We start from the raw sequence: 25,360 nt of genomic DNA, 5'->3' as shown, positions 1-25,360 counted from the left end.
TGGGATGACTGTGACGGAACACGGGGCCACCGAGGCAGCGACCGGTCAACCGCTCGTCGTGCTCGACGGCGTGAACAAGTGGTACGGCGACCTGCACGTGCTGCAGGACATCAACGTGACCATCAAACGCGGCGAGGTCGTCGTCGTGATCGGGCCTTCCGGGTCGGGCAAGTCGACGCTGTGCCGCGCGATCAACCGGCTCGAGACCATCCAGAAGGGGTCGATCACCCTCGACGGCAAGGCACTCCCCGAAGAGGGCAAGGCGCTGGCCGCCCTCCGGGCCGACGTCGGCATGGTCTTCCAGAGCTTCAACCTCTTCGCGCACAAGACGATCCTCCAGAACGTCACGCTCGGGCCGATCAAGGTCCGCAACAAGAAGAAGGCCGAGGCCGAGAAGCGCGCCAAGGAGCTCCTCGACCGGGTCGGCATCGGCCACCAGGCCGCGAAGTATCCCGCTCAGCTCTCCGGTGGCCAGCAGCAGCGCGTGGCGATCGCCCGGGCGCTCGCGATGGACCCCAAGGTGATGCTCTTCGACGAGCCGACCTCGGCGCTCGACCCCGAGATGATCGCGGAGGTCCTCGACGTCATGGTCGACCTGGCCAAGCAGGGCATGACGATGGTCGTGGTCACCCACGAGATGGGCTTCGCCCGTACGGCGGCTGACCGGGTCATCTTCATGGCCGACGGCGCGATCGTCGAGGAGAACACCCCCGAGGAGTTCTTCACCAACCCGCAGTCCGATCGCGCCAAGGACTTCCTCGGCAAGATCCTCAAGCACTGACTCAAGAACTGCACAGCTCAATCTGCACAGCATCGAAACCCGTGCCGGGGACCCGGCCACCACAATGGAGGAGCAGCAATGCGCGCGACCAAATGGAAAGCAGTCCTCGTGGCAGCCAGCCTTGCGCTGACCCTGTCGGCCTGCGGGGAGGACAAGGCCGACAAGGGTGTGGCCGACGTCGAGAAGAGCGACTTCGCCGAGGGCACCACCATGGCGAAGCTCCAGGACGCCGGGAAGATCACCATCGGCACGAAGTTCGACCAGCCGCTCTTCGGGCTCAAGGGCCCCTCGGGTGACCCCGAGGGCTTCGACGTCGAGATGGGCAAGATCATCGCCGCCAAGCTCGGCATCGAGGCCGACAAGATCGAGTGGGTGGCGACCCCCTCCGAGATCCGCGAGACCTCCATCGCCGACGGGCGGGTCGACATCGTGATCGCGACGTACACGATCAACGACGAGCGCAAGAAGCAGATCGACTTCGCGGGCCCCTACTTCAACGCCGGCCAGATGCTCATGGTGAAGGCCGACAACGACGACATCAACGGCCCGGACGACCTGAAGGGCAAGACCGTGTGCAGCGCCCGCGGGTCGACGCCGGCGCAGAACATGGCCGACAACTACCCGGACGTGAAGCTCGAGCTGCCCGCCGAGTACAGCGACTGCCTCGAGCCGCTGCGCAACGGCCAGGTGGACGCGCTCACCACCGACAACGTCATCCTCTCGGGCTACGTCGCGCAGAACGAGGGCGACTTCAAGCTCGCCGGCGAGCCGTTCACCGAGGAGCCCTACGGCATCGGCCTCAAGAAGGGCGACGACGAGTTCCGCGAGTTCATCAACACCGTGATCGAGGACTCCTACGAGAACGGCGAGTGGGAAGCCGCGTGGAAGAAGACGGCGGGCACCGTGCTCGAGCTGCCCACCGAGTTCCCCAAGGTCGACCGCTACTGATCTGGCCCTGAGCCGACGCTGGTCGTCCCGGGAGCCATCCCGGGACGACCCGTGTGAAGGAGCACGATGGACAAGCTGGTCGACAATCTCGACCCGATCCTCGAAGGATTCTGGACCACCATCCAGCTGACGATGGTGGCAGCCGTTGCCGCGATGATCCTGGGGACGATCCTGGGCACCATGCGGGTCTCGCCGATCCCTCCGCTGCGCTGGCTGGGTGCGGCGTACGTCGAGATCGTCAGGAACACGCCGTTGACCCTGGTGTTCTTCTTCATGGTCTTCGTGGCGCCGCAGGTCGACATCCTGGTGGAGTTCAAGACCAGCGCCTACGTCGCGCTCTCGGTCTACACCGCGGCGTTCGTGTGCGAAGCGGTCCGCTCCGGCATCAACAGCGTCTCGACCGGTCAGGCCGAGGCAGCGCGCGCGATCGGCATGACGTTCACCCAGAGCATCAGCACGGTGATCCTGCCCCAGGCGATGCGCACGATCATCCCGCCGCTGATCAACATCTTCGTCGCGCTGACCAAGAACTCGAGCGTGGCGGCCGGCTTCTTCGTCACCGAGCTGTTCGCCAGCGGGCGCGACCTCAACCTCCGCTACCCCTCCGACGGACTGTGGTTCCTCGGCGGCGTCGCGTTCTTCTACCTCCTCATCACCATCCCGGCCGGCATCGCCGCCGGTCAGCTCGAGCGGAAGGTGGCGATCGCGCGATGACCTCCGTCCTCTACGACGTACCCGGGCCGCGCGCCCGGCGGCGCATCCTGATCGGCAGCATCATCGGCGGACTGCTCGTCCTCGCGCTCCTCGGCCTCGGCTTCAAGCGACTCTCCGACAACGGCCTCATCGGCTCCCACGTGTGGGAGGTGCTGACCTACCCCGACGTGTGGGACGCCCTCGGACGCGGGTTGGTGGCCACCTTGAAGGCGGCGGCGCTCTCCGCAGTCCTCGCCGTGCTCCTCGGCGCAGTGCTCACCGCCCTGCGCCTCTCGCCCACCCGATTGCTGAGCTGGCCGGCCGCAGTGTTCACCGAGGTGTTCCGCGGGCTCCCGGTGCTGCTGCTGATGTACTTCCCGTTCGTCATCTGGACCGACGTCTCCCCGTTCACGGCCGTGGTCATCGGGCTCACCCTCTACAACGGAAGCATCATCGCCGAGATCCTGCGGTCGGGCGTGGCTGCGTTGCCGAGCGGTCAGCGTGAGGCCGGCCTGGCCATCGGCCTGACGCCGCTGGCGACGTTGCGGGCCATCGAGTTCCCCCAGGCCGTGCGCATCATGCTGCCCACCCTGGTCAGCCAGATCGTGGTGCTGCTCAAGGACACCTCACTCGGCTACATCGTCACCTACACGGAACTGCTCACGACAGTCAGGGAGTTGCGCAACTTCTACGGCGGGCAGGTCACCAACGACGGGGTCCTCTTCGGCAGCCAGGTGCTCTTCCCGATCTTCATCGCCGGAGCCGTCATCTACGTCGCGGTGAACATGACGATCTCGCAGTTCGCCAGCTGGTTGGCCCGCCGCGGCAACAAGAAGGCGGCAACCGCGCCCCGGCGCGACACGGGCATCGAAGCGAACACCGGGGGCGGCGCCTGAGGTTTCACGGCTTCTGACATCGGGCATCACCGGGATACCATGCGGGAGCTCTAGACATCTCAGGGGGACACGTGCACAGGAACGCTCGGGCATCCGTGGCCACATTGTGCGCGGTGCTGTGCCTGGCCACGGCGGGCTGCTCGGACGACTCCGGCGCCGATGACGACCGTCTCGACCTGTCGGATTCTCCCAGTTCGTCGCCGTCCGGCGGTGCCTCTGACGACGCGTCCTCGGACGCCGCCAATCCCGCGGAGATCCCGACGACGTACCGCAGCGTCGGGCTGGAGTTCACCAAGCTGCCCGAGGCGACCGGCGCCAAGCGCGAGGCCCTCGAGACGTACGTCGCCTACGAGCGCGGTCAGCGCCAGCTGAGCCGCACCGCGAAGCTGAACCCCCTGATCACCGACAACGCCGCACCGTCGGTGGTCGACGTCATGACCTCCACTGTCGCCCACCTCACGAGCACCGACACGCGTTACTCGGGCATCGCCCGGATCAGCGTCGACTTCGACGGCTTCAGCGCGCGCCAGGCGGTGCTCTCCCTGTGCACCGACGCCACCGACCTGTCCCTGGTCACGAAGGGGCAGAAGCGGCCCGTCGAAGGCCGCGAGAGGGTCCGCGGCCGCGCGACCCTGTCCAGCACCGGTGGTGCCTGGACTCTGACCGACTACACCACCTTGGACGAATCATGCTGACTTCGCTTCGCATCCCCGTGGCAGCCACCGTCGCCGCCTTCGGCCTGGTGGCCCTGGGCGCAACGATGGAGTCGGCGAGCGCGTGCGACGGGGCCAACGTCGGTTGCGTGGACAATCCCGGCAACGGCACCGTCACGGTCAGCGTCACCGGCTCCCTGGTCCGCGGCGGCAGCCCCGGGTCGGGCGGCGGCAGCACGACAGTCTCGGTGCCGGTTCCCTGCTACCGGACCCCACTGTGGACCGGCAAGGAGTACTTCGACGGCATCAAGGACGGCACCATCACCGGGGCTGGTTGGGACGAGTGGAACCCCGAGCCCTGGGCACCGTACGCCGGCTACAAGCAGCACAAGAACGACACCGAGGGCCGCTGGTACGTCCCGACGTGCACCATGCTGGACAGCTTCGAGAACTTCGAGGAGTTCGACAAGTTCTCGCTGAACTACTTCCTCAACAACACCGGGGTCTACGTCGAGGCCGGCGAGCAGCCGCCCGTCCCGCCGGTGCCCCCGGAGGTGCTGCTCAAGGCGGCCACCGACTCGATGACGATGCCCGAGCCGGCCTTCGACTACAACCCGGACATCACGGGGAACCTGGACACGTTGGTCAACCTCGACACGTGGTTCTGGTTGCGCGACCCGACCGGTTCCGGATACGTCGCAGCGACTGCGGGCAACAACTCCGTGCGGGTCGACGCGACCCTTGACCGCGTCGCGTTCTCGGCCGGCCGAGCAGGTTCCGTGGCGTGCGACGACACGGGAACGGCCTGGGCTCCGGGCGCCTCGAGCACCTGCACGCTGGCATTCCAGAGGCCCGGGGAGCACCAGGTCACCGCCGAGACGGAGTGGGGCCTCACCTGGTCGTTCAACGGCCAGCCCCGCGGCGCCATCGACCCCGTCGGCGCCGTGTGGAGCGACGTACTCGTGGTTGCCCAGTCCCAGTCGCTGGTGACCGAGGTCGACTGACCGTCAGCCCTTCGGCGGCTTCGGGGTCACCCAGAGCTTGATGACGCCGTTGAAGCACTCGACACCCGACGTCGTGACCGCCTTGACCCGCACGTGCAGGTCGGGGTCGTCGCCGGTCCACTGCTCGGGGTCGGTCTCCGCGATGATCGTGATGTCGGAGTCGGCCTTGGCGGTGTAGTTGATGTCCATCCCCTTGGGGATCCACCGCTTGTCCTTGGGAATCGTCACCTCGGCCAGTGCACCCATCGCCGCCTCGGCGCCGTTGCACAGCGCGATCGCGTGCACGGTGCCGATGTGGTTGTGCACGGCCCGGCGCTTGGGGAAGGTCAGCTCCACGTGGTTGGGCTTCACCACCTGGAAGGTCGGCCGGATCGTCGCGAAGTACGGCGCCTTCTGACTGAACGCGAGCGAGAACGCCTTCTTGCCCATCGGTACGGCAGAGGCCTTGTTCCACATGTCCTGGATCGTCACCATGCCCTCATGTTACCGGTAGGTAATGGATCCGCGAGTGTTGTCCGCGCCACAGCGGGCTGCCCAACCTACGGCTCCGTAGGTTACGGTTGAGTCGGTAGAGAATCACCGATCCTGGAGCCACCTTGACCGCAACACAGACCGGCCCGGCCCTCGACACCGCGGACCGCGCGACCCGCGGCGGAGACGAGCAGTCCCGCCTCGAGCAGATCACGCTGGCCCTGTTCATCCTGGTGCCGTTCGTCGCACTCTTCGCCGCCGTACCCATCGCCTGGGGCGGCTGGCTGAGCTGGCTCGACGTCGGCATCGCCGTGACGATGTACTGGATCGGCCTGCTCGGCGTGACCGTCGGCTTCCACCGACTCTTCACCCACAAGTCGTTCAAGCCCAACCGCGGAGTGAAGATCGGCCTCGCCATCGCGGGTTCGATGGCCGTGCAGGGTCCGCTGGTGCGCTGGGTGGCCGACCACCGCAAGCACCACAAGTTCTCCGACCGCGACGGCGACCCGCACTCGCCGTGGAAGTACGGCACGAACATGCGCGCGCTGACCAAGGGCATGGTGCACGCCCACATCGGCTGGCTCTTCGACGAGGAGCAGACCCCGCAGCGCAAGTACGCACCCGACCTGATGAAGGACAACGACCTGGTCCGCATCTCGAAGGACTTCTGGTTCTGGACGCTGCTCTCGCTGGCCATCCCGCCGATCATCGGCGGTCTGGTCACCATGTCGTGGGCCGGCGCCCTGACCGCGTTCTTCTGGGGCTCTCTGGTGCGGGTCGGCCTGCTGCACCACGTCACCTGGTCGATCAACTCGATCTGCCACACGGTCGGCAATCGCCCCTTCATCTCGCGCGACAAGAGCTCCAACGTGTGGTGGCTGGCCATCCCCTCGGGCGGCGAGTCGTGGCACAACCTGCACCACGCAGACCCGACCTGCGCCCGGCACGGCGTGCAGCGCGGCCAGCTCGACATCTCCGCCCGGGTCATCTGGGTCTTCGAAAAGCTCGGATGGGTCGACGACGTGCGCTGGCCGGTCAAGGAACGCATCGAGGCCAAGCTGGTCAAGAACCAGCAGGCCGCTGCCTGAGCAGGACCTGCTACCGCCCCTTCGCGACGCGGTTGCGCACCCACGTCTCGTTGACCCGACGGAACGCCGCCTGGTCGAACGTGACCTCTGCGTCGTCGTCCAGGTCTGACGCCGCGCTCATCGAGGCGCGGATCAACAACGGCGGCTTCAGCACGTAGGTGGTGGCCCACGGCCCGTACTCGGAGGGCTCCAGCGAAGTCACCGAGTCGGGCACGATCTTGAACTCCACGGACTCGTCGACGCCGAAGGTGGGCGCTGCCTGCGCGTCCGAGTAGCTGCGCGCGACCTTCTTCAGGGTGCTCCGCGCGGTCGACAGCGACACCCGCACCCGCTTCCCGGCGTACGTGCAGAGCAACTTCTGGTTGCGGTCGTGGCCGACGGCGTACTGCACCTGACCGACCGCGTCCGTGACCAACTTCGAGTCCGGCGACGGGCAGGTGCGCGGCACGTTGATCGGATGCTCGTGCATCCCCGGCGTCACCTGGTCGAGCAGCGTCTTCAGGAGCCGTTCGGCGGTCGTCCGGTCGCCCCGGAACCAGCCCGAGCCGACGAACACGGTGTAGTCACCCTTCCGCGCCCAGGCGTCGAAGCCGTACTTCGTGTCGCGCAGGTAGAGCGCTTCGTCCCCCACGCCGTTGATGGTGATCAGCTTCCCGCTGTAGTCGGCCCTGTCCCGCAGGTCGGCCGCGAACTTCCGGCCGGGCACCAAGCTGTAGCCGTAGTAGATGATCGCGACACTGTCGTTGCCGGTGACGACGCAGCGGACCAGGCGCGAGTCGCCGGGCTCCATCTCGGCGCCGATGCCGGTCACCTTCTCGGCACCGATCACGGAGAACCGGTCGGCGACCGAGAGCAGGCGACACGGGTCGACAGGGGCGTGCCGCGCCTTCTCGGCCGCGGCACTGCGGCTGGCCGCACCGTCCTGGGAGTGTCCCGCGGGATCGCCCGACCCGGCCTGTGCGCTGCAGCCGAGAACAGCCAGCAGCGCACCGGCGACCACCAGGGCGAGGGCACCACGCCGGGATCCAGACACGTTCATGGAACAGGATCTTCCCTCACCCGGGTCGGCCAAACCGAACGAACTGCGAAGATGGACCGGTGGCCACCTCGAACAGCTCCCGCAAGTCCGCACCCCGGAGCCGGATGACCGCGGCCGAACGCCGCGAGCAGTTGATCGAGATCTCCCGCGCCCTGTTTGCCGAGCGCGGCTTCGACGGCACGTCGATCGAGGAGGTCGCCAGCCGCGCCGAGGTCTCCAAGCCGGTGGTCTACGAACACTTCGGCGGCAAGGAGGGCTTGTACGCCGTGGTCGTCGACCGCGAGGTCACCCACCTTCTCGGCATGATGCGCGGCGCCCTGACCTCCGGCACCTCGCGCGCGCTCATGGAGCAGGCGGCGCTCACCCTGCTCGACTACATCGACCAGCAGCCCGACGGCTTCCGGATCATGGTGCGCGACTCCCCCATGGGCTCGCAGGGCGCCAGCTTCCAGTCGATCATCGGCGACACGGCGAGCCGGGTCGAAGGCATCCTGGTCGACCAGTTCAAGAAGCGCGGCCTCGACCACAAGACCGCGCCGATGTATGCCCAGATGCTCGTCGGCATGGTCGGCACGACGGGCCAGTGGTGGCTCTCCGCCGACCGCAAGCCCGACAAGCGCGTGGTCGCAGCACACCTGGTCAATCTGGCGTGGAACGGGCTCAGCGGGCTGGAGAAGAAGCCCAAGCTGTTCAGCGAGGACTGATCAGGGTTGGCGCCCGGCGAACGCGGCGAGGCGGTCCACGGCAGACGCGTCGTCGGCCACCTCGACCTGCGGCCGGAAGGCCTCGCCGCGCAGCTCGTCGGTCAGAGAGGCCGACATGAAGTCGAGCCCGCACTGCGCCACGTCCTCGTCGAGCTGACGCTCCCAGCCGATGGCCTTGGCGAGGTCCCAGGTGTGCACGGCGAGCTCCGCCACGGACATCGGCGCCGGCGGACCGTCGCCGTCCTCACCGACCTCGTGCCAGTGGTGGATCAGGTCGTCACCCGCCGCACGGAACGACGAGGCCCACTCGACCCCGAGAGGCGGGTCGTTCGACCAGTCGACCTCTTCACCACGGGCCGCCGCCAGGAACTTCGCGGGCGCTCCCGCAAGGTGCGCGGCGAGGCGAGAGACGTCCCAGTCGGAGCACGGCGTCGGGTCGGCGAACTGGTCCTCGTGGACGGCGGCGAGCACGTCACCGGCCTGGTCGATGGCTCGGGACAGGGTCTGGATGGAACCGGATGGTGATGTCATGGCGGTGCCTCCTCGCCACCCACACTAGTGGGCCGGCGTGAGGACCTCGACCCTGTTTCCGTGGGCATCACGGGTGTGGAAGCGCAGGTGGCCGGCGAACGTCCCGCGCTCGTTCCAGTCCACGTCGAACCCCAGAGCCTGCAAGCGGGCGCCGACGTCCTCGAGCTCGTCGACGGTGTCCAACAGAAGGGCGGGGTGTGCCTTCTTCGCAGCGACGAACGGGTCCTCGACCCCCACGTGGATCTCGGCGGCGGTCTCCCCGCGGTCGTCGTACGCCCGGAACCAACAGCCGCCGCGCTTCGCCAGCTCGGCGGGCTTCTCGACCTCGGTCATGCCGAGCCCCTCGCCGTAGAACCGGCGGGCTCCGGCCTCCCCGCCGGGTGGGCAGGCAACCTGGACGTGGTGCAGTCTCATGCCGACCTCCTCGCGACGACGAAGATGCGCCGGAACGGCAGGACGACGCCGTACGGCGTCTCGGGGTAGGCCGCGCGCAGCCGGGTGCGGAACTCCTCGGCGAACTCCTCGCGCAGGCCGTCGGGCAGCGCCTGGAGGGTGGGCCGGGCGCCGGTTCCGGTCACCCAGGTGAAGACCGGGTCCTCCCCGGTGAGCACGTGGAGGTACGTCGTCTCCCACGCATCGACCTCACAGTCGAGCGCCGCCAGCTTCTCGAGATAGACCGCCGGATCGTGCGAGGAGGGTACGGCGACGCCGGCGAGGTGTGCGGCGTACTTCTCCTGGTCGGCGATCTCGGTGCGGATCGTGTGGCTCGGCTCGCCGAAGTTGCCCGGCACCTGGAAGGCGAGCCAGCCGTCGGGGGCCACCGTGTCGACGAGGTCCGGCAGCAGGTCGAGGTGCCCGGGCACCCACTGCAGGGTGGCGTTGGAGACCAGCACGTCGACGGTCGGGCTGGAGGTGACCCACTCGCGCAGGTCCTGGACGGCGAAGTCGATGCCGGGCGCGTCCCTCCGTGCTCGCGCGATCATCTCCGGACTCGAGTCGACGCCGGTGACCTCGGCGGCCGGCCACCGCTGGGCGAGCAGCGCAGTCAGGTTGCCGGGTCCGCAGCCCAGATCGACCACCCTGCTTGGGGATTCGGCGCCGATGCGCTGGACCAGCTCCACGAAGGGGCGGCCGCGCTCGTCGGCGTAGGTGAGGTACTGCTCGGGACTCCACTGGTGGCTCATCGCGACTCCTCGTTTTATCTTGACATCAAGACACTTCATTCTGACTCCGGCTATGTCTCGATGTCAAGATTCTTGACGATCCGTTACGATGCTGCCATGCGCGACGAAGTGGACGACCTGGTCGATGCCTGGGCACGCGAACGCGCCGACCTGGACCTCGGCCCGGTCGAAGTGTTCAGCCGGATCAGTCGCCTGGCGCGCCACCTCGACCTCGCGCGGCGGACCGCCTTCACCGACCACGACATCGAGTCGTGGGAGTTCGACGTGCTGGCCGCCCTGCGGCGCGCGGGCGGCGACTACGAGCTCTCCCCCGGCAAGCTGATCAAGGAAACCCTGGTCACTTCCGGCACGATGACCAACCGCGTCGACCGGCTGACCGCGCGCGGCCTCGTCGAGCGCCTCCCCGACCCGAACGACCGGCGCGGCGTGCTCGTGCGACTGACCCCCGAAGGACGTACGACGGTCGACGGCGCGTTCGCCGCCCTCCTCGAGGCCGAGCGCGACCTGCTCGGTGACACCTCGGCCCGCGACCGCAAGCAGCTCGCCACCCTGCTCCGTCGCCTGATGGTCCCCTTCGCCGACCCGTCGTGAACTCCGATCGACCTGTCGCCAGTTCTCGGTGACCTGTCGCCAGTTCTGCCCGACCTGCCGCACGTCACCGGCCCCCGTCGACCTCGAGGATCTCCAGGTCCAGTGCGGAGGCTTCCCCGTCGATCGGCTCGAGTGAGACGACGACGCCGGTGCGCACGTCCAGGGCCACGTCGTACGCCGAGGGGTAGGACCGCTCCGGATCCGGCTCCCAGTCGCCGTCGTACTCGTCGCGGTCGGAGATCTCCGACCAGAGCAGCGCACAGCAACCGCACGTCGGGTCATAGCCCTCGACGGGCCTGATCCGCGCACGCCACACGGGACGGCCGTGGTGCGTGTCGACCCTCAGGTCGCTGATCGTCGTGGACTCGGAGAGCTCGCGCGGGTCGAGCATCGCCACCCAGAAGTAGTTGGTGTACATCGGGTCGCCGTAGTCGATCGAGACGGAGTCATCGCCTTCCTGGGCGAACGAGTCCGGCCTCGAGGCAACCAGCCCGTCGGAGCGCCGTACCGGCTCGACCTCGTGCGGCCAGCGGTGGATGATCTCTGGCGTCCTTTGGGGCCCGCCGTCGGCCGTGGACGACATCCAGACCACGCCTCGAGCCTGCCCCAGGTCCTCGCGCTCGATCGTCTGTCGGCCGTCGGCATCGACGACTCGCAGTTCACCGGGCCGGTTCACCCAGGCCTCGACCGGCTCCTCACCGTGACGAGTGAAGTGCAGGCTCTGCCAGAGCCACGGCGAGCTGCGCGCCAGGGCCCGGAAGGCGTCCTCGGTCAGGTCCATGCCCACCATTCTCACGAGGCGGGCAAGAGGTTATTCGAGGATCTCGGCGGCCTCGAGCCACTCGAGCTCGAGCTCTTCCTTCTCCGCATGCAGTACGTCGAGCTGCCCACTCAGCTCCGCGAGCTTGCCGTAGTCGGCGGCGTGCTCGGCGATCTGGGCGTTCAGCGAGGTCTCCTGCTCGGCGATCTTGGCCAGGCGTCGGTCGATGCGCTCGACCACCTTGCGAGCAGCGCGTTCCTCGGCGCTGCCGGACTTGGCCTTCTGCGCCGCCCCGGGGCTTGCGTCGGCGGTCGACTCACCGGGTCTCGACCCGCTCGCGCCGCCTCGTTCCTCGGCGGCGTCGCTCGCTCGACCTTCGCGAGCCCACGCTGCCCGCTCGTCCCTCGCGCGCAGCTGCTCGCTTCGCCGCTCGAGGTATTCGTCGACCCCACGCGGGAGCATCGAGATCTTGCCGTCGCCGAGCAACGCCCAGACCGAGTCGGTGACCCGCTCGAGGAAGTAGCGGTCGTGCGAGACCACGATCAGCGTGCCGGGCCAGCCGTCGAGGAAGTCCTCGAGCACGTTGAGGGTGTCGATGTCGAGGTCGTTGGTGGGCTCGTCGAGGAGCAGCACGTTGGGCTCGGTGAGCAGCAGGCGCAGCATCTGGAACCGGCGTCGCTCGCCACCGGAGAGATCACCGATGCGGGCCGTCAGCCGGTCACCGGTGAAGCCGAAGCGCTCGAGCATCGAGGTCGCCGTGATCTCGCCGTCGACGGTCTTGGTGATCCGGCGGATCGACTCGACGCTGGGCAGCACCCGCTGCTCGGGGTCGAGGTCGTCGAGCGCCTGGGTCAGGTGTTGCAGCGCGATCGTGCGCCCGTGCTTGACCTTGCCGGCACTGGGAGCGAGGTCTCCGGAGAGCAGCGCGAGCACCGAGCTCTTGCCGGCCCCGTTGACACCGACGATGCCGACCCGGTCCCCGGGACCGAGCCGCCAGGTCGCGTGGTCGAGCAGCTGCCGCTCGCCGCGGAAGAGGTCGACGTTCTCCACGTCGATGACGTCCTTGCCGAGCCGTTGGGTGGCGAACTTCTGGAGCTCCATGCGGTCGCGCGGCGGCGGGACGTCCTCGATCAGCGCGTTGGCGGCGTCGATGCGGAACTTCGGCTTCGACGTGCGGGCCGGGGCGCCGCGGCGCAGCCAGGCCAGCTCCTTGCGGGCCAGGTTCTGCCGCCGGGTCTCCGACGCGTTGGCCTGGCGGGTGCGCTCGGCCTTGGCCAGCACGTAGGCGGCGTACCCGCCCTCGTAGGAGTCGACGACGCCGTCGTGGACCTCCCAGGTGAACTGGCAGACCTCGTCGAGGAACCAGCGGTCGTGGGTGACCACGACCAGGGCCGACTGCAGCGTGGTCAGGTGGCGGGCCAGCCAGGCCACCGCCTCCACGTCGAGGTGGTTGGTCGGTTCGTCGAGGATCACCAGGTCGTGCTCGTCTAGCAGCAGCGCGGCCAGCGAGCAGCGGCGACGCTCACCACCGGAGAGGCCCAGGACAGCCCGGTCGAGGGAGACCCCGGCGAGCAGCACCTCGACGATCTCGCGGGTCACCGGGTCGGCCGCCCACTCGTGGTCGTCCTTGCCGCCGAGCACGGCCTCGCGCACCGAGTGCGTGTCGACCAGTTCGTCGCCCTGGTGCAGGTAGCCGATGTGCAGGCCCCGGGTCTTCGACACCCGCCCGGTGTCGGGCTCCTCGAGGCCGGCCATCACCTCGAGCAGGGTGGTCTTGCCGTCGCCGTTGCGGCCGACGATGCCGATCCGCTCCCCACGCGAGATGCCGAGGGACACCTCGCTGAGCAGCGGGCGGACGCCGTACGACTTGGAGACCTTCTCGAGGTTGATCAGGTTGGCCATCAGAGCACCGTCGCTCCGGGGACGGGGCCGGTGGCCAGCACCGCACGGCCGTACGCCGACAGCGCGGCTGCGACACGTGTGGCGTGGTCGGCGTCCTCACACAGGAACAGGCAGGTCGGCCCGGATCCGGAGACCAGCGCCGCGAGGGCCGACGCGTCGAGCCCGGCCTGCAGGGGTGCAGCGAGGGCCGGACGCAGCCGCAGCGAAGCGGGCTGGAGGTCGTTGCCGACCGCCTCGGCCAGTGCGCGCACGTCTCCGCTTGCCAGTGCCTTGACCAAGGCGTCGGGGATCTCGGGGTCGGCGATCGTGAGGCCGTCGTGGAGCGCGTCGTACTCCGCGTAGACCGCGGGCGTCGACATGCCCTCGTCGGAGGTGAGCACCACCCAGTCGTAGCGACCGGTGTCGGCCAGCGGAGTGACGACCTCGCCGCGTCCGTGGCCGGCGGCCGAGCCCCCGACGAGGCCGAACGGCACGTCGGAGCCGAGCCGGCCGGCGAGGTCGAGGAGCGTCGACAACGGGGTGTCGAGGCCCCAGAGCGCGTCACAGGCCAACAGCGCGGCGGCACCGTCGGCGGAGCCGCCGGCCAGTCCGCCCGCGACCGGGATGCCCTTGTCGATGTGGAGCGCGACGGGGTGCGCGAGGTCGGCATGGTCGGCCAGCAGCTTCGCGGCACGCAGTGCGAGGTTGGTGTCGTCGAGCGGTACTGCCGCGACGTCGATGCCCGCACCGGCCGTGCAGGTCACCGACCACTCCTCGGCCGGGATCGCGGTGACGGTCGAGAACAGCGAGATGGCCTGGTAGGCGGTGGCCAGTGGGTGGAAGCCGTCGGCGCGCACGGGGCCCACGCCCAGGTGCAGGTTGATCTTGGCCGGGGCGCGCACGGTCACCTCGGGTCGGGTGGAGTCAGGCATGCAGCCCCTCGGCGATCCGGGCGAAGTCGTTGACGTCGAGCACCTCTCCGCGCGCCATCGGGTCGACGCCGGCATGGGCCAGGGCCCGCTCGGCGGCCTCGGCGGAGCCGGCCAGGTTCTTCAGGGTGGAGCGCAGGGTCTTGCGGCGCTGCGCGAACGCGGCGTCGACGACCGCGAAGACCTCCTCGCGGGTGGCCTTCGTGGCCGGCGGCTCGCGGCGGGTCCAGGCGACCAGCCCGGAGTCGACGTTGGGGGCCGGCCAGAACACGTTGCGACCGACCGCACCGGAACGGCGTACGTCGGCGAACCAGGCGGCCTTGACCGACGGGACGCCGTACACCTTGGAGCCGGGAGGGGCCGCGAGCCGGTCGGCGACCTCGGACTGGACCATCACCATGCCGCGCTCGAGAGAGGGCAGCAGGGTGAGCATGTGCAGCAGCACCGGCACCGACACGTTGTAGGGCAGGTTCGCCACCAGCGCTGTCGGATCCGGCCCGGGCAGCTCGGTGACCCGCAGCGCGTCGGCGTGCACGACCTCGAAGCGGTCGACGTGGTCAGGGGCGTACGTCGCGATGGTGCGCGGCAGGGCCTCCGCGAGCTTGTCGTCGATCTCGACGGCCAGCACCCGCTCGGCCACGTCGAGGAGGGCCAGGGTCAGCGAGCCGAGGCCGGGGCCGATCTCGAGGACGACGTCGCTGCCGGTGATCGCGGAGTCCCGGACGATGCGGCGACACGTGTTGGCGTCGATGACGAAGTTCTGGCCCTTCTGCTTCGTCGGCCGGATGTCGAGCGCGGCAGCCAGGGAACGCACTTCCGCCGGGCCGAGAAGTCTCGGCCCGGCGGAAGAGTGTTCTACGTCCGGCATGGGGGTCAGCCTAGTGCCGACCGGCCCGGAAGCCCTTACTGCGGCAGGCCGAGGCTGGACGAGCACGCCGGCCAGGCGCCGTAGCCGCCGGAGGCGTCGCGCACCTTGGTCGCAATGGCGATCTGGGTCTCGCGGCTGTTCTCGCTCGGCAGGCCGGTGCCGCCGTACGACTGCCAGGTGCCGAGGTTGAACTGCAGGCCGCCGTAGTAGCCGTTGCCGGTGTTGATCGCCCAGTTGCCACCGGACTCGCACTGAGCCAGGGCGTCCCAGACGGTGTTGCCACCGGCGAAGTTCGACGTGGTCTCCGGGCGCTCCTTGGTGCCCACCTTCACGATCTCGTCGACCGGCTGCTTGGTGACGTCGGCGGAGATGACCTTGGTGGCGAAGAGCTTGCCGTTGCGGTACTCGAGGCGGTAGGTCACGTTGCGGGCACCATCGACGCCTTCGCGAACGGTCTCGGACTCGTCGTCGTACATCGAGTCGTCGGACTTCTCGATCGTGTCGAAGTCGATCGCCTCGCCGCCGACGGCCTTGCGGACCACGCGCACCTTGGTGACGGTGATCTTGGTGCCTTCCTTGACCTCGCTCTTGCGGGCAGGCTTGACGATGTCGTCCTTGTCGACCTTGACGTCGAGCTCCTTGAGCACGTCGGCAACGGTGAACCCGGCGATGTTCTTGGTGAGGCGCTTGCCGTTGCCGACCTTGATCGTCAGCTTCTTGGGGGTGACGATCTCGAGGCGCAGGCCGCCACGGGAGATGTCGGCGTTGCGGCTGGTGGAGAGGTCGGCGCCGCCGAAGCGCATGCCGAGCTCGTCGAGGGCCTCGTCGACGCTGTCCGAGTTGACCCAGTACGTCGCGGGCTTGCCGTCGACGGTCAGTTCGAGCTGGCGGCCGAAGCGCACCGAGATGCGGGTGCCCTCGTTGACCTTCTCGTCCGGGCCGGGCAGGACGATGTCGTGCTCACCGATCTTGATGTCTTCGTCCTCGAGGACGTCGGCGACGGTGTCGCCGGTCGAGTGGACCGTCTTGGTCTCACCGTCGAGGGAGAGGGTGACTTCCTTGTTCATCTTCGCGTAGCCGTAGCTGGTGCCGATGAGCGCCAGGGCCACTGCGGCGACGAGTACTGCGAGGAGGGTCTTGCTCTTGCCGAGGAGTGCGATTCGGTTGCGCACAGGTCTCCAGACTTAGAACGTCCCGGTTCTCGGAGACCAGCGCGACCGCACGGCGCCAGCCTGCGGAGGATCTTGCTGGGCAGCCGTTCGGGGCCACCGGTGCACTGGTCGGTCTCTCATCCGATTCCGGCCATCAGCCATCGACCATAAGCGCGACAATCGGGACACGCCAAGCCGACGAGGCCCGGATCACCCCCGCTGTGACCGGGCTCTCCCCACCCCTGAAATGCCTGTCTTCGCAGGTCAGGACGGCTTTTAGGGGGTCTTTCGAATGGCTATTGCCGCTCACCAATTTCCGTAGACTGCGGTGGTGTTCTGGTCGACCGCGGCACAGAGTTCGGCCAGGTCGACGCCGCGTACGTCGGCCATCAGCCGCATCGTCATCGGGATCAGATAGGACGCGTTCGGACGCCCGCGATAGGGATGCGGGGTGAGGAACGGGGCGTCCGTCTCGACCAGGATCCGGTCCTGCGGGGTGATGGCCAGCGCGTCCCGCAGCGGTTGCGCGTTCTTGAAGGTGACCGTGCCGGCGAAGCTGAGGTGAGCGCCCTTGTCGAGGCATCGCTTCGCGAAGTCTGCGTCGCCGGAGAAGCAGTGCATCACCCAGCGGTCGGGGGCGCCCTCCTCGTCGAGGATCGCGAGGACGTCGTCGTGCGCGTCGCGGTCGTGGATCATCAGCGTCTTGTCGAGACGCTTGGCGAGGGCGATGTGCCGGCGAAACGACTCGTGCTGGGCCTCGCGGCCGTCCTCGTCGGTGCGGAAGTAGTCGAGCCCGGTCTCGCCCACCGCACGCACGAGGTCGTCCTGGGCGAGCGCTTCGATCTCCTCGAGCGCAGCGTCGAGGGTCCCCGCCACGGCCAGGCGCGGTGCCTCGTTGGGGTGGAGGGCGACCGCGGCCACGAGTGCGTCGTACTCGTGCGCTGCCTTGACCGCCCACCGAGCACCCGGCAGGTCGCAGCCGACCTGGACGATGCGGGTGACGTTGGACTTCGTTGCGGCTTCGAGGGCCTGCTCGGTGCGGAACCAGTCGTCGCCGTCGACGATGTCGAGGTGGCAGTGGTTGTCGGCCACCGGGTGCGGCAGCGGCTCCGGCGCCGGCGGACGGGTCATGTCGCGCTTGCTGCCGCTCTTCTCCTCGGTCGTCGCGCGCTTGCGGGTCGGCTCCTCGATCACGCCTTCACCCTAGGTCGTGGTTGTCCACAGGCTCTCGGGTGACCCTTTTCGTGACCCGTCTGGCCGACTTAGAGTGAACGGCGTCGCCGCTCGGGGCGGCGTCTCGGAAAGGTCGACACCTTGCGCCTCCGCACCACCGCCGGCATCGGGCTGGCCGCGCTCCTGCTGGCATCGCTCGCGGCGTGCGCGGACGACGACTCCGGCGCGAGCCCGTCTGACCCCGACTCGAGTACGACGACTGCCAGCACGTCACCCACGACCGAGCCGAGCCCGACTGTCACGGACACCGGGCCGAGCATCCCGACTGACGCCCAGGGCACGGACGAGGCCAGCGCGAAGGCGTTCGTGCGGTTCTACTTCGCCACGCTCAGCGAGGCCATGCAGACCGGTGACACCGAAGCCCTGCGCCAGCTGGCCACCAAGAAGTGCAAGACCTGCAGGACGGTGCCAGCCCGCATTCGCAACGTCTACTCCAAGGGCGGCAGTCTCCAGACCGAGGGATGGAAGGTCGCGAATGTCGTCACCTACGCGGAGGAGTCGCGTTCCTTGGGGTTCTACCTGAAGGTGATCGAGACCGAGAGCCAGCTCTTCGACGAGGATGGCAAGCGGGTCACCACCACGCCGGAGTCGGAATCCTCATCCCGGATCGTCATCACCCGAGGTCCTGGTCGATGGCTGATCGACGAATGGGCGTTCATCGAATGATTCGCCACGCACTCCTGGTCGTCGGGGTCCTGCTCGCCAGCACCGCACCCCCAGCCTCCGCAGCGGCAACCGACCTTCGCGAAGAATTCCGAATCGCCATTTCTGATGACCAGACGGACGACTCGACGGATGTGCGTGCCGGCGACGCAGATTTGACGATCGGGTCATTGACGGAACGAGCCGATCGCAGCCCCGTTCATCTCCGGGGAACTCGGGAGACCATCCCAGCAGGGGATTCCGGCTCGTCATGCACAGAGCGAAATGCGCTTACTGGCTGCCGGCCGCTCGTTACCTGCGAGGCGTCGAATGACTCCGCGACTGGGGGAAGGATCCGTCTGAGCGGAGTCGGCCTCGACTGGTCCCTGGGCGAATGCACGCCAGCAACGGCCGCGGGTGGCCGACCAATGGTCACCAGCACCGTGGTGCTGCGGGCGTTCCGGCGGATCCCGGTGCCGGTCTCGAAGGTGCTCATCCAGCCGCCGGGCGGCAAGACACTGGTCAACTTCGACACCCTGTTCCGCACCGAGGCCGAACCCTTCAATCGCACCGTCACGCTGCTCGGCAGCAAGGTCGAGCTGGCCATCACGCCGAGCTCGTTCACCTGGGTCCACGGCGACGACACCACCCAGACGACGTACTGGCCGGGTCGCGCCTACGAGCAGCGCCTGCCGATGACGAGTTACATCTCCCACGTCTACGAGCACGCCAGCGATGCCTACAAGGTGCGGGTCGACACGACGTACTCCGCGAGATACCGGGTCAACGGTGGGCCCTGGCTCGATGTCGATGGCACGGTCACTCGCCCTGGGAGCTCCGCGAACCTGCGCGTGGTCGAGGGGCGTCCGACGCTGGTCAGCAACTGACTCAGCGGTGGACGGCGTCGTAGACCTCGCGCTTGGGGACTCCGGCTCGCTTGGCGACGGCCAGGATGGCGTCCTTGCGGGACGAGCCCTCGGCCTCGAGGGCGGCGACGGCCGTGCGCCACACGTCGGGGTCGTGGTCGAGCGCCGGTGCATCCGGGGCGCCCTGCACCACGAGGGTCACCTCGCCACGCAGTCCGTCAGCAGCCCAGACTGCGAGTTCCCGCAGCCCACCCCGGCGTACCTCTTCGTAGGTCTTGGTCAGCTCCCTGCACACGGCACCGGGCCGGTCGTCGCCGAACGCGTCGGCCATCGCCTCGAGCGCGACCGCCGTACGGTGTGGCGCCTCGAAGAAGACCATCGTGCGCTGCTCGGCGGCAAGAGCGGTGAGTCGGCGGGAGCGCTCACCCGCCTTGCGGGGCAGGAATCCCTCGAAGCAGAACCGGTCGACCGGCAGCCCGGAGACGGCCAACGCGGTGAGCACGGCACTGGGCCCCGGCACTGCCGTGACCCTCACGCCCTCGGCGACCGCCGCCGCGACGAGTCGGTAGCCCGGGTCGGAGACACTCGGCATGCCGGCATCGGTCACCAGCAGCACCCGGTCCCCGGCAAGGAGTGCTTCGAGCAGCACCGGCGTACGCGCGGACTCGTTGCCCTCGAAGTAGGACACGACACGTCCGTTGATGGTCACGCCTAGGTCGGAGGTGAGCCGTTTCAGCCGTCTGGTGTCCTCCGCGGCCACCACGTCGGCGCGCCCGAACTCGGCCACCAGTCGCGGCGGAGCGTCGTCGACCTGGCCGATCGGGGTCGCGGCCAGCACGAGTACGCCGGGTTCGGTGGAGGTCACGGGCCCATCATGCCTGCCTGCGTAGCATGGCTCCCCGTGACCACCCCGCCCGCCGACGTCGAGACCCTCTCGCGTGACGTCGACGGCGACCCGCTCCCCTCCGTCAAGGAGCGGTGGCGTCCGCTGGCCCGACTCGAGGACCCGTTGGTCGGCTGGATCGCTGCGCTCGCGGTGACCGCGCTCGCCCTGTTCCTGCGACTGTGGAAGCTCGGCACTCCCAAGGAGTTCGAGTTCGACGAGACGTACTACGCGAAGGACGCGTGGTCGATGCTCAACCACGGCTACGTGCGCAAGTACGTCGAGGACGCCGACAAGATGATCCTCAACGGCCAGACCGACAAGGCGTGGGACGGCTCGGACCCGTCGATGATCGTGCACCCCGAGGTCGGGAAGTGGATGATCGCGGCCGGCGAGAAGGCCTTCGGCATGGACCCGTTCGGCTGGCGCATCTCGGCCGCGATCGTCGGGTCGCTGATGATCCTGGTGCTGTGCCGGCTGGTACGCCGACTCACCGGCTCCACCCTGCTCGGCTGCGTGGCGGGCCTGCTGCTCTGCTTCGACGGGATGCACCTGGTGCTCTCGCGACTCGCACTGCTCGACATCTTCCTGGCGTTCTGGCTGCTGTGCGCGGTGACCGCCCTCGTCGTCGACCGGGACTGGACCCGCGAACGGATGGCCCGACTGCCCGGCGGCAGCTGGGGTCCGACGAAGGGGCTGTGGTTCCGTCCGTGGCGGCTGGTCGCCGGCATCTGCTTCGGCCTGGCGATCGGCACGAAGTGGAGCGCGCTCTACCCGTTGGCCGCGTTCGGCGTACTCATCTGGTTGTGGGACGCGTCGGGCCGGCGTGCACTCGGCGTACGACGGGCGACGCTGAAGTCGGCACTCATCGACGGGATCCCGGCCTTCGTGCACCTCGTCGTGGTCGCCTTCATGGTCTACGTCGCGTCGTGGACCGGATGGTTGATGCACGCCGACAAGTACGAGCAGGCGTTCTCGCAGACGCAGTACACGCAGTTCGTCTCGATGAACGACAAGTGCGAGGAGAAGCGCGACGAGTCGAAGCAGTGGCCGACGGCGAAACAGAAGGACGCCAGCGGTGTCGGCGAGGTCGTCCAGTCCTTGCGCTCCCTGGCGTCGTACCACCACGACGTCTACGTCTTCCACACGCACTTCCTGAACTGCAGCACGCACATCTACGAGTCCGACCCGCGCGGCTGGCTGATCCTGAACCGCCCCGTCGGGGTCAACGTGGAGAACGACATCCAGCCCGGGGCCCAGGGATGCCAGGCGGAGAAGGGCAGCACCTGCCTGCGCGAGGTCATCCTTCTCGGCACCCCGATCCTGTGGTGGGGCGGCGCCCTGGCCTTGGTCTGGGCGGTCGTCGCCTGGGTCGGCAGGCGCGACTGGCGCTACGGCTTCGCCGTGGTCGGGGCGCTGGCGATGTGGCTGCCGTGGGAGCTCAACGACGAGCGGCCGATCTTCTCGTTCTACGCGTCATCGATCCTGCCGTTCACGATCGTCGCGCTGACGCTGACCATGGGCGACCTGCTCGGGCGGGAACGCGGGCCGTCGAAGCGGCGCACGATCGGCACCATCATCGGTGGCTCCTTCTTCATCCTGGTGGTGGCGAACTTCGCGTGGTTCTGGCCGATCTGGACCAACGAGCTGCTCACCCGCTCCGAATGGCTGGACCGCATCTGGTTCGCCCGGTGGATCTGACGTGACGGCACAGCAGGACCGCGTCTGGACGCCGTGGCGCTCGGTCTTCGCGTTCGGCATCGTCAGCCTGGCCGCCGACATGGTCTACGAGGGCATGCGGGCGATGGCTGGGCCCCTGCTCGGTTCGCTGGGCGCCTCGGCGTTCACCGTCGGCATCGTCACCGGGGCCGGCGAGGCCATCGCGCTGGCCCTGCGGCTGGTCACCGGACGGATGGCCGACCGCACCGGCCGCTACTGGCGGCTGACGTTCGTCGGCTACGCCATGACCGCGATTTGCGTGCCTCTGTTGGCGATCACGCCCTTCCTCGGGGTTGCCGGACTCGGCGTGGCCACCACGCTGATCCTGCTGGAGCGCACCGGAAAAGCAGTCCGCAGCCCGTCGAAGTCGGCGCTGCTGGCCCAGGTCTCGAAGTCCGTCGGGCGTGGCCGCGGGTTCGCCGTACACAAGGCACTGGACCAGGTCGGAGCGTTCGCCGGCCCGCTCCTGGTCGCCGCGGTCGCTGCCGCCACCGGCCACCTGTGGCTGGCCTTCGCGGTGCTCGCCATCCCGGGCCTCCTGTCGCTGGTGCTGCTGGCGCAGGTGCAACGGCGTACGACGCTCTCCGACGAAGCAGCACCCGCGCCGGCCATCGGCGAGCAGAGGGAGCCGGCGAAGCTGCCGCTCGCGTTCTACGTCTTCGCGACCTCCTGTGCTGCGGGAACCCTCGGACTGATGACGTTCGGCGTGATCTCGTTCCACCTGGTCGACGCCGGGCTGGTCGGCGTGGCCGTCGTGCCGGTCATCTACGCGCTGGCCATGGCGGTCGAGGCCGTCGCCGCACTCGGCACGGGCTTCGCCTACGACCGTTGGCGTGCACGGGTGCTCTACTGCCTGCCGGTGCTCATCGCGATCGTCCCGCCGCTGGCGCTGGCCGACCACCTGACCGGAGTGCTCGTCGGAGTCGCGGTGTGGGGCCTGGCCACCGGCATCCAGGACTCCACGGTGAAGGCCCTGGTGGCCGACCTCGTTCCGTCGTCCGGCCTGGCCACGGCGTACGGCGTCTTCGCGGCGTTCCAGGGCGGTGCCGCCCTCATCGGTGGTGCGCTGTCCGGCGGCCTCTATCGCGACCACCTCACCCTGCTGGTGGCACTCGTCGCCGGGTTGCAGGTGCTCTCGCTGGCCCTGCTAGTGATCACCCGTCGCGCCGTGCTCCGCGCGGAGCCATAGGCCAAGATTCGGCACCCGTCGGACCGTGCGACAGGTAAGTCGTCGCCACCACCGTCCCCCTGGGCGTGCGTCCGCCCATGGAGAGAACTCCTTACCTGTCCGAGGGGCCGCCCGACTCCGCCACCGCGGCCACGTTCGTCGTCCTCCTGGGCGAGGCCTGAGGCAAGCTCGCGTCAGCGCACGATGATGCCGGCATAGGGCTTGGGGTCGAAGTACGTCGTCTTCGGTGGCATCACCTGGCCGAGATCGGCGACCTCCCTCAACTGCTCGAGGGTCGGCGGCGCCAACACGAACAAGGCTCCCCCGTCCCGGTCGCAGAGGCTGACGAGTTGACCCAGCGGAGACGTCACCGAAATGCTCTCCGTCCGCTCGACCATCGCGGCTCCGAGCAGCGGGGTCAGCACGTGTTGTTCAAGGATGGTGAGATCGAGGCCGTCCACGCCGGCGGGACGGTCAACGGCGGGCTCGACCCGCAGCCAGGTGCCGTCGACGTACACGCTGGTGCCGCCGGTGGGGGTCTCGCCGGACGCGCCCTCAGTGACGTCGCAGCACCCGGCGAGCAGGAGCCGGAGGTGGACGGGATCGACGGGACCACTGATCCGTCGGTGGAATGCCCGCAGCCGGAGCCCGTGCATGGGATAGAGGACGCAAAGCAGTGCGGACTCCGCCGGTCGTCCCGCCCGCTCCCAGAGCGCGAGGCTGGCGGCCACGCGGTGATGCCCGTCAGCGATGTAGTGAATGGACCGGTCCAGGGCGTCAGCGAGCTGCACACTGGCTGCGTCGGAGACTCGCCAGACTGTCTGACGCCAGCCGTCGGGACCGATGAAGTCGACCAGTGGTGGCCCGTCCAGCGTCGCCTCCACGGTCCGGTCCACGTCCGGTTCGACGGCGTGCAACAGGGCGACCAGCTCCGTGCGCCTGGGCACCGAGGCGAAGTGCTCGACGAGTCCCTCCACACGAGCAGGACAAACCGCCTCGTGGCCCCGGACCCGCCCGTCGGCGAAGGCCTGGACGCTGACGTCGGCAACCACACCGACGTGCTCGTCCTCACCGTGTTGGAGACGGTAGACACACATCCCGGTCGCCGGAGGCAGGTAGTCGCCCGCAGCCGGCGCGTGCCTCGTGTCGTCTCGGGTGCCGCTGGTGACAACAAGGGTGTCCGTCATCGGTGTGACGTTGTGGACCGCCCGCTCCGGTCGCACGATGCGTGCTTCGGCGGGCCGCACCATGCCGCTCATGACAGGCCTGCCAATGGCGTCGCCGAGACACCCAGGACCTCCGGGATCGCAGCCATCTCCTCGAGGATGGACAGGGGCACGGAGCCGTCGACGTCCATGGATGCCACCGCCGCCTCCCCACCACGGAAGACCCGGTTCTCCATGTTCTCGACGTTCAGTCCGGCTGTCCTCAGCAGTTCGAGCAGTCGGGCCAGAACACCCGGGCGATCGAGGTGGCGGACCGTGAGAGTCACCGCGCCCAACCGACTGGGCTCGAGGTTGACGCAGTTGCGAACGGCCCCTCGGACGAACGCATCCACGATCTCGACCACTCCGGCGGCGGTCGCGGTCTGGGCCTGGACGGTCGAGGCCCCGATGTGGTGGGTCCCGACGACGCCCGGGTGCCTGGCCAGTGGGGACTCCCAGGCGCTGCTTCCGCCGGCGGGCTCGTCGCGGTAGACGTCGAGGCCGGCCCGGACCGCGCCCACCTCGAGCGCCTCGAGCAGGGCGCCCTCGTCGACGAGATCACCACGTGAGGTGTTGAGGAGGATCGCGCCGGGGCGCATCCAGCCGAGGAACTCCCGGCTCACGAGGCTCTGGGTGCTCGTGGTGGAGGGGAGGTGCAGGGAGACGATGTCGGAGGACCTGACGAGTTGCTCGAGAGTGGGCACGAGGGTGATGCCCAACTCGGCGATCCGAGACGCGGCGGACGAACCGCGGGGCTTGTCCAGTGCCTGCACTGCGATCCCGAAGGCAGCCGCGCGCTGGGCGACGTCGAGGCCGATGGAACCGAGTCCGATGATCGCCATGGTGGAGCCGAGCAACCCGGAGGCCTTGCTGTAGGCCTTCTTCCGCCATGCCCCGGCGCGCAGGTCGGCGACGTTGTCGGCGATCCGACGGTCGACGGCAAGCAGCAACCCCATGGTGAGTTCGGCGACCGCGGCCGAGTTCCGTCCGGGCACGTTGGCCACCAGTACGCCGCGGGAGGCGGCAGCCGCGGTGTCGATCGTGTTGGTGCCGGCCCCCGCGCGGATGACCAAAGCGAGCCGGTCTGCGGCCGCGATGACGTGTTGGGTGACCTTGGTGCTGCGCACCACCAGGATGTCGAAGCCGGGAATGGCCCCGATCAGGTCGGACTTGCCCAGGGATGAGTCGACGACGCACTCGTGACCGCGTTGCTCGAGCTCGTCCAGGGCCTGCCGCGGCAGCGTGTCCGCAACGAGGATGCGAAGTCCCGTGGGCGGGTTCCGCGAGGGTGAAGGTTGCATCGCGACCTCCCGCGCGAGGCGGTCGGCCCACCGATCGGGCCGTGTCGACGTCACGCTAGCCCCTGCATCCCGGTTCTGCCACAGGAATGCGCGGGTTGGGCGATCTCGGTGCCGAGGGCGGCATCGTCGAACTTCGCGCCGCGGCACGCTGCACCGTAGTCCGCAATCTAG

At 68.7% G+C, this 25,360-nt stretch carries 27 protein-coding genes; 13 read left to right on the top strand and 14 right to left on the bottom strand.

Annotated features, from left to right (window positions below; all coding sequences use genetic code 11):
* Window positions 1-4 precede the first annotated feature (4 nt).
* The 6 genes from ASD66_RS19340 to ASD66_RS19315 all read left to right on the top strand — a co-directional run bounded on the left by ASD66_RS19340 (window position 5) and on the right by ASD66_RS19315 (window position 4,975).
* A complete protein-coding gene (locus ASD66_RS19340; protein WP_056682118.1) occupies window positions 5-781 on the top strand; it encodes an amino acid ABC transporter ATP-binding protein in 777 nt (258 codons plus the stop codon).
* Between the two features lie 108 nt (window positions 782-889).
* Complete coding sequence (locus ASD66_RS19335) at window positions 890-1,729, top strand: glutamate ABC transporter substrate-binding protein (protein ID WP_235530167.1); 840 nt, start codon at window positions 890-892, stop codon at window positions 1,727-1,729.
* 66 nt (window positions 1,730-1,795) lie between these two features.
* Window positions 1,796-2,443: an amino acid ABC transporter permease gene (locus ASD66_RS19330; protein WP_056682125.1), complete on the top strand. Its 648-nt coding sequence runs from the start codon at window positions 1,796-1,798 to the stop codon at window positions 2,441-2,443.
* Window positions 2,440-3,318: an amino acid ABC transporter permease gene (locus ASD66_RS19325; RefSeq protein WP_056891909.1), complete on the top strand. Its 879-nt coding sequence runs from the start codon at window positions 2,440-2,442 to the stop codon at window positions 3,316-3,318. Before ASD66_RS19330 ends, ASD66_RS19325 begins: the two co-directional genes overlap by 4 nt.
* A gap of 95 nt (window positions 3,319-3,413) precedes the next feature.
* Window positions 3,414-4,013: a hypothetical protein gene (locus tag ASD66_RS19320; protein WP_156388795.1), complete on the top strand. Its 600-nt coding sequence runs from the start codon at window positions 3,414-3,416 to the stop codon at window positions 4,011-4,013.
* Window positions 4,007-4,975 (top strand): hypothetical protein, encoded by a 969-nt coding sequence (locus tag ASD66_RS19315; RefSeq protein ID WP_056891907.1) that lies wholly within the window; start codon window positions 4,007-4,009, stop codon window positions 4,973-4,975. The genes ASD66_RS19320 and ASD66_RS19315 overlap by 7 nt, the downstream gene beginning before the upstream one ends.
* 3 nt (window positions 4,976-4,978) lie before the next feature.
* Here ASD66_RS19315 and ASD66_RS19310 read toward each other — a convergent pair whose 3' ends face one another.
* Window positions 4,979-5,449, bottom strand: a complete 471-nt coding sequence (locus ASD66_RS19310) for a hotdog fold domain-containing protein (RefSeq protein ID WP_056682136.1) — start codon at window positions 5,447-5,449, stop codon at window positions 4,979-4,981.
* Between the two features lie 122 nt (window positions 5,450-5,571).
* Between ASD66_RS19310 and ASD66_RS19305 the strand changes: the two genes are divergently transcribed.
* On the top strand, window positions 5,572-6,534 hold the full coding sequence (locus ASD66_RS19305) for an acyl-CoA desaturase (protein WP_056891906.1): 963 nt from the start codon (window positions 5,572-5,574) through the stop codon (window positions 6,532-6,534).
* 10 nt (window positions 6,535-6,544) lie between these two features.
* Here ASD66_RS19305 and ASD66_RS19300 read toward each other — a convergent pair whose 3' ends face one another.
* Complete coding sequence (locus tag ASD66_RS19300) at window positions 6,545-7,573, bottom strand: hypothetical protein (protein ID WP_156388794.1); 1,029 nt, start codon at window positions 7,571-7,573, stop codon at window positions 6,545-6,547.
* 59 nt (window positions 7,574-7,632) lie between these two features.
* Here ASD66_RS19300 and ASD66_RS19295 point away from each other — a divergent pair, with 59 nt between their 5' ends.
* Window positions 7,633-8,277: a TetR/AcrR family transcriptional regulator gene (locus tag ASD66_RS19295; protein WP_235530166.1), complete on the top strand. Its 645-nt coding sequence runs from the start codon at window positions 7,633-7,635 to the stop codon at window positions 8,275-8,277.
* Here the strand turns inward: ASD66_RS19295 and ASD66_RS19290 are convergent, their stop codons facing one another.
* The 3 genes from ASD66_RS19290 to ASD66_RS19280 are packed head-to-tail and all read right to left on the bottom strand — an operon-like array spanning window position 8,278 to window position 9,992.
* Window positions 8,278-8,808, bottom strand: a complete 531-nt coding sequence (locus ASD66_RS19290) for a TIGR03086 family metal-binding protein (protein WP_056891904.1) — start codon at window positions 8,806-8,808, stop codon at window positions 8,278-8,280.
* Between the two features lie 24 nt (window positions 8,809-8,832).
* Window positions 8,833-9,222, bottom strand: a complete 390-nt coding sequence (locus ASD66_RS19285; protein ID WP_056891903.1) for a VOC family protein — start codon at window positions 9,220-9,222, stop codon at window positions 8,833-8,835.
* A complete protein-coding gene (locus ASD66_RS19280) occupies window positions 9,219-9,992 on the bottom strand; it encodes a trans-aconitate 2-methyltransferase (RefSeq protein WP_056891902.1) in 774 nt (257 codons plus the stop codon). Before ASD66_RS19280 ends, ASD66_RS19285 begins: the two co-directional genes overlap by 4 nt.
* 96 nt (window positions 9,993-10,088) lie before the next feature.
* On the opposite strand from ASD66_RS19280, the gene ASD66_RS19275 reads away from it, so the two are divergent.
* On the top strand, window positions 10,089-10,583 hold the full coding sequence (locus ASD66_RS19275) for a MarR family winged helix-turn-helix transcriptional regulator (protein WP_056682156.1): 495 nt from the start codon (window positions 10,089-10,091) through the stop codon (window positions 10,581-10,583).
* Window positions 10,584-10,647: 64 nt separating this feature from the next.
* Here the strand turns inward: ASD66_RS19275 and ASD66_RS19270 are convergent, their stop codons facing one another.
* From ASD66_RS19270 to ASD66_RS19245, 6 genes are all read right to left on the bottom strand, one after another.
* Window positions 10,648-11,364: a hypothetical protein gene (locus tag ASD66_RS19270; protein WP_056891901.1), complete on the bottom strand. Its 717-nt coding sequence runs from the start codon at window positions 11,362-11,364 to the stop codon at window positions 10,648-10,650.
* Window positions 11,365-11,394: 30 nt separating this feature from the next.
* On the bottom strand, window positions 11,395-13,245 hold the full coding sequence (locus ASD66_RS19265) for an ABC-F family ATP-binding cassette domain-containing protein (protein WP_056682162.1): 1,851 nt from the start codon (window positions 13,243-13,245) through the stop codon (window positions 11,395-11,397).
* Window positions 13,245-14,156: a 4-(cytidine 5'-diphospho)-2-C-methyl-D-erythritol kinase gene (locus ASD66_RS19260; protein ID WP_056891900.1), complete on the bottom strand. Its 912-nt coding sequence runs from the start codon at window positions 14,154-14,156 to the stop codon at window positions 13,245-13,247. Before ASD66_RS19260 ends, ASD66_RS19265 begins: the two co-directional genes overlap by 1 nt.
* Window positions 14,149-15,021: a 16S rRNA (adenine(1518)-N(6)/adenine(1519)-N(6))-dimethyltransferase RsmA gene (gene rsmA / locus ASD66_RS19255; RefSeq protein ID WP_056891899.1), complete on the bottom strand. Its 873-nt coding sequence runs from the start codon at window positions 15,019-15,021 to the stop codon at window positions 14,149-14,151. The genes ASD66_RS19260 and rsmA overlap by 8 nt, the downstream gene beginning before the upstream one ends.
* Window positions 15,022-15,056: 35 nt before the next feature.
* Window positions 15,057-16,193, bottom strand: coding sequence for a resuscitation-promoting factor (locus tag ASD66_RS19250; RefSeq protein WP_056891898.1), 1,137 nt, complete (start codon window positions 16,191-16,193; stop codon window positions 15,057-15,059).
* Window positions 16,194-16,478: 285 nt separating this feature from the next.
* Window positions 16,479-17,303 carry a TatD family hydrolase gene (locus ASD66_RS19245; RefSeq protein ID WP_056892337.1) on the bottom strand — a complete coding sequence of 275 codons (825 nt, stop codon included), beginning with the start codon at window positions 17,301-17,303 and terminating at the stop codon, window positions 16,479-16,481.
* 183 nt (window positions 17,304-17,486) lie between these two features.
* On the opposite strand from ASD66_RS19245, the gene ASD66_RS19240 reads away from it, so the two are divergent.
* A complete protein-coding gene (locus ASD66_RS19240) occupies window positions 17,487-18,071 on the top strand; it encodes a DUF6318 family protein (RefSeq protein WP_056891897.1) in 585 nt (194 codons plus the stop codon).
* A 404-nt stretch (window positions 18,072-18,475) separates the two neighbouring features.
* On the top strand, window positions 18,476-18,934 hold the full coding sequence (locus ASD66_RS19235; RefSeq protein WP_056891896.1) for a hypothetical protein: 459 nt from the start codon (window positions 18,476-18,478) through the stop codon (window positions 18,932-18,934).
* A 1-nt stretch (window position 18,935) separates the two neighbouring features.
* Here the strand turns inward: ASD66_RS19235 and rsmI are convergent, their stop codons facing one another.
* Complete coding sequence (gene rsmI, locus ASD66_RS19230; protein ID WP_056682178.1) at window positions 18,936-19,778, bottom strand: 16S rRNA (cytidine(1402)-2'-O)-methyltransferase; 843 nt, start codon at window positions 19,776-19,778, stop codon at window positions 18,936-18,938.
* 36 nt (window positions 19,779-19,814) lie between these two features.
* On the opposite strand from rsmI, the gene ASD66_RS19225 reads away from it, so the two are divergent.
* Window positions 19,815-21,497, top strand: coding sequence for a dolichyl-phosphate-mannose--protein mannosyltransferase (locus tag ASD66_RS19225; RefSeq protein WP_056891895.1), 1,683 nt, complete (start codon window positions 19,815-19,817; stop codon window positions 21,495-21,497).
* Window position 21,498: 1 nt separating this feature from the next.
* The gene (locus tag ASD66_RS19220; RefSeq protein ID WP_056682183.1) at window positions 21,499-22,704 is read left to right on the top strand and encodes an MFS transporter; all 1,206 of its coding nucleotides are present in this window, start codon (window positions 21,499-21,501) and stop codon (window positions 22,702-22,704) included.
* 173 nt (window positions 22,705-22,877) lie between these two features.
* Here the strand turns inward: ASD66_RS19220 and ASD66_RS19215 are convergent, their stop codons facing one another.
* On the bottom strand, window positions 22,878-23,870 hold the full coding sequence (locus ASD66_RS19215; protein WP_056891894.1) for a DUF1015 family protein: 993 nt from the start codon (window positions 23,868-23,870) through the stop codon (window positions 22,878-22,880).
* A gap of 68 nt (window positions 23,871-23,938) precedes the next feature.
* On the bottom strand, window positions 23,939-25,189 hold the full coding sequence (locus ASD66_RS19210; RefSeq protein ID WP_082599682.1) for a phosphoglycerate dehydrogenase: 1,251 nt from the start codon (window positions 25,187-25,189) through the stop codon (window positions 23,939-23,941).
* Window positions 25,190-25,360 lie beyond the last annotated feature (171 nt).

Source organism: Nocardioides sp. Root151, from assembly GCF_001427925.1.
Taxonomy (GTDB): Bacteria; Actinomycetota; Actinomycetes; order Propionibacteriales; family Nocardioidaceae; genus Nocardioides.
The sequence above is the reverse complement of the archived record's forward strand: the minus strand, read 5'-3'. Positions and strand labels throughout refer to the sequence as shown.

Bases quoted from the DNA above. Each gene is read 5' to 3' on its own strand.
- ASD66_RS19340 (WP_056682118.1), top strand. From the start codon at position 5: ATGACTGTGACGGAACACGGGGCCACCGAGGCAGCGACCGGTCAACCG.
- ASD66_RS19290 (WP_056891904.1), bottom strand. From the start codon at position 8,808: ATGACATCACCATCCGGTTCCATCCAGACCCTGTCCCGAGCCATCGAC.
- ASD66_RS19245 (WP_056892337.1), bottom strand. From the start codon at position 17,303: ATGACCCGTCCGCCGGCGCCGGAGCCGCTGCCGCACCCGGTGGCCGAC.
- rsmA (WP_056891899.1), bottom strand. From the start codon at position 15,021: ATGCCGGACGTAGAACACTCTTCCGCCGGGCCGAGACTTCTCGGCCCG.
- ASD66_RS19330 (WP_056682125.1), top strand. From the start codon at position 1,796: ATGGACAAGCTGGTCGACAATCTCGACCCGATCCTCGAAGGATTCTGG.
- ASD66_RS19210 (WP_082599682.1), bottom strand. From the start codon at position 25,189: ATGCAACCTTCACCCTCGCGGAACCCGCCCACGGGACTTCGCATCCTC.
- ASD66_RS19280 (WP_056891902.1), bottom strand. From the start codon at position 9,992: ATGAGCCACCAGTGGAGTCCCGAGCAGTACCTCACCTACGCCGACGAG.
- ASD66_RS19300 (WP_156388794.1), bottom strand. From the start codon at position 7,573: ATGAACGTGTCTGGATCCCGGCGTGGTGCCCTCGCCCTGGTGGTCGCC.
- ASD66_RS19315 (WP_056891907.1), top strand. From the start codon at position 4,007: ATGCTGACTTCGCTTCGCATCCCCGTGGCAGCCACCGTCGCCGCCTTC.
- ASD66_RS19270 (WP_056891901.1), bottom strand. From the start codon at position 11,364: ATGGACCTGACCGAGGACGCCTTCCGGGCCCTGGCGCGCAGCTCGCCG.
- ASD66_RS19265 (WP_056682162.1), bottom strand. From the start codon at position 13,245: ATGGCCAACCTGATCAACCTCGAGAAGGTCTCCAAGTCGTACGGCGTC.
- ASD66_RS19325 (WP_056891909.1), top strand. From the start codon at position 2,440: ATGACCTCCGTCCTCTACGACGTACCCGGGCCGCGCGCCCGGCGGCGC.
- ASD66_RS19310 (WP_056682136.1), bottom strand. From the start codon at position 5,449: ATGGTGACGATCCAGGACATGTGGAACAAGGCCTCTGCCGTACCGATG.
- ASD66_RS19285 (WP_056891903.1), bottom strand. From the start codon at position 9,222: ATGAGACTGCACCACGTCCAGGTTGCCTGCCCACCCGGCGGGGAGGCC.
- ASD66_RS19260 (WP_056891900.1), bottom strand. From the start codon at position 14,156: ATGCCTGACTCCACCCGACCCGAGGTGACCGTGCGCGCCCCGGCCAAG.
- ASD66_RS19235 (WP_056891896.1), top strand. From the start codon at position 18,476: ATGGTCACCAGCACCGTGGTGCTGCGGGCGTTCCGGCGGATCCCGGTG.
- ASD66_RS19275 (WP_056682156.1), top strand. From the start codon at position 10,089: ATGCGCGACGAAGTGGACGACCTGGTCGATGCCTGGGCACGCGAACGC.
- ASD66_RS19215 (WP_056891894.1), bottom strand. From the start codon at position 23,870: ATGACGGACACCCTTGTTGTCACCAGCGGCACCCGAGACGACACGAGG.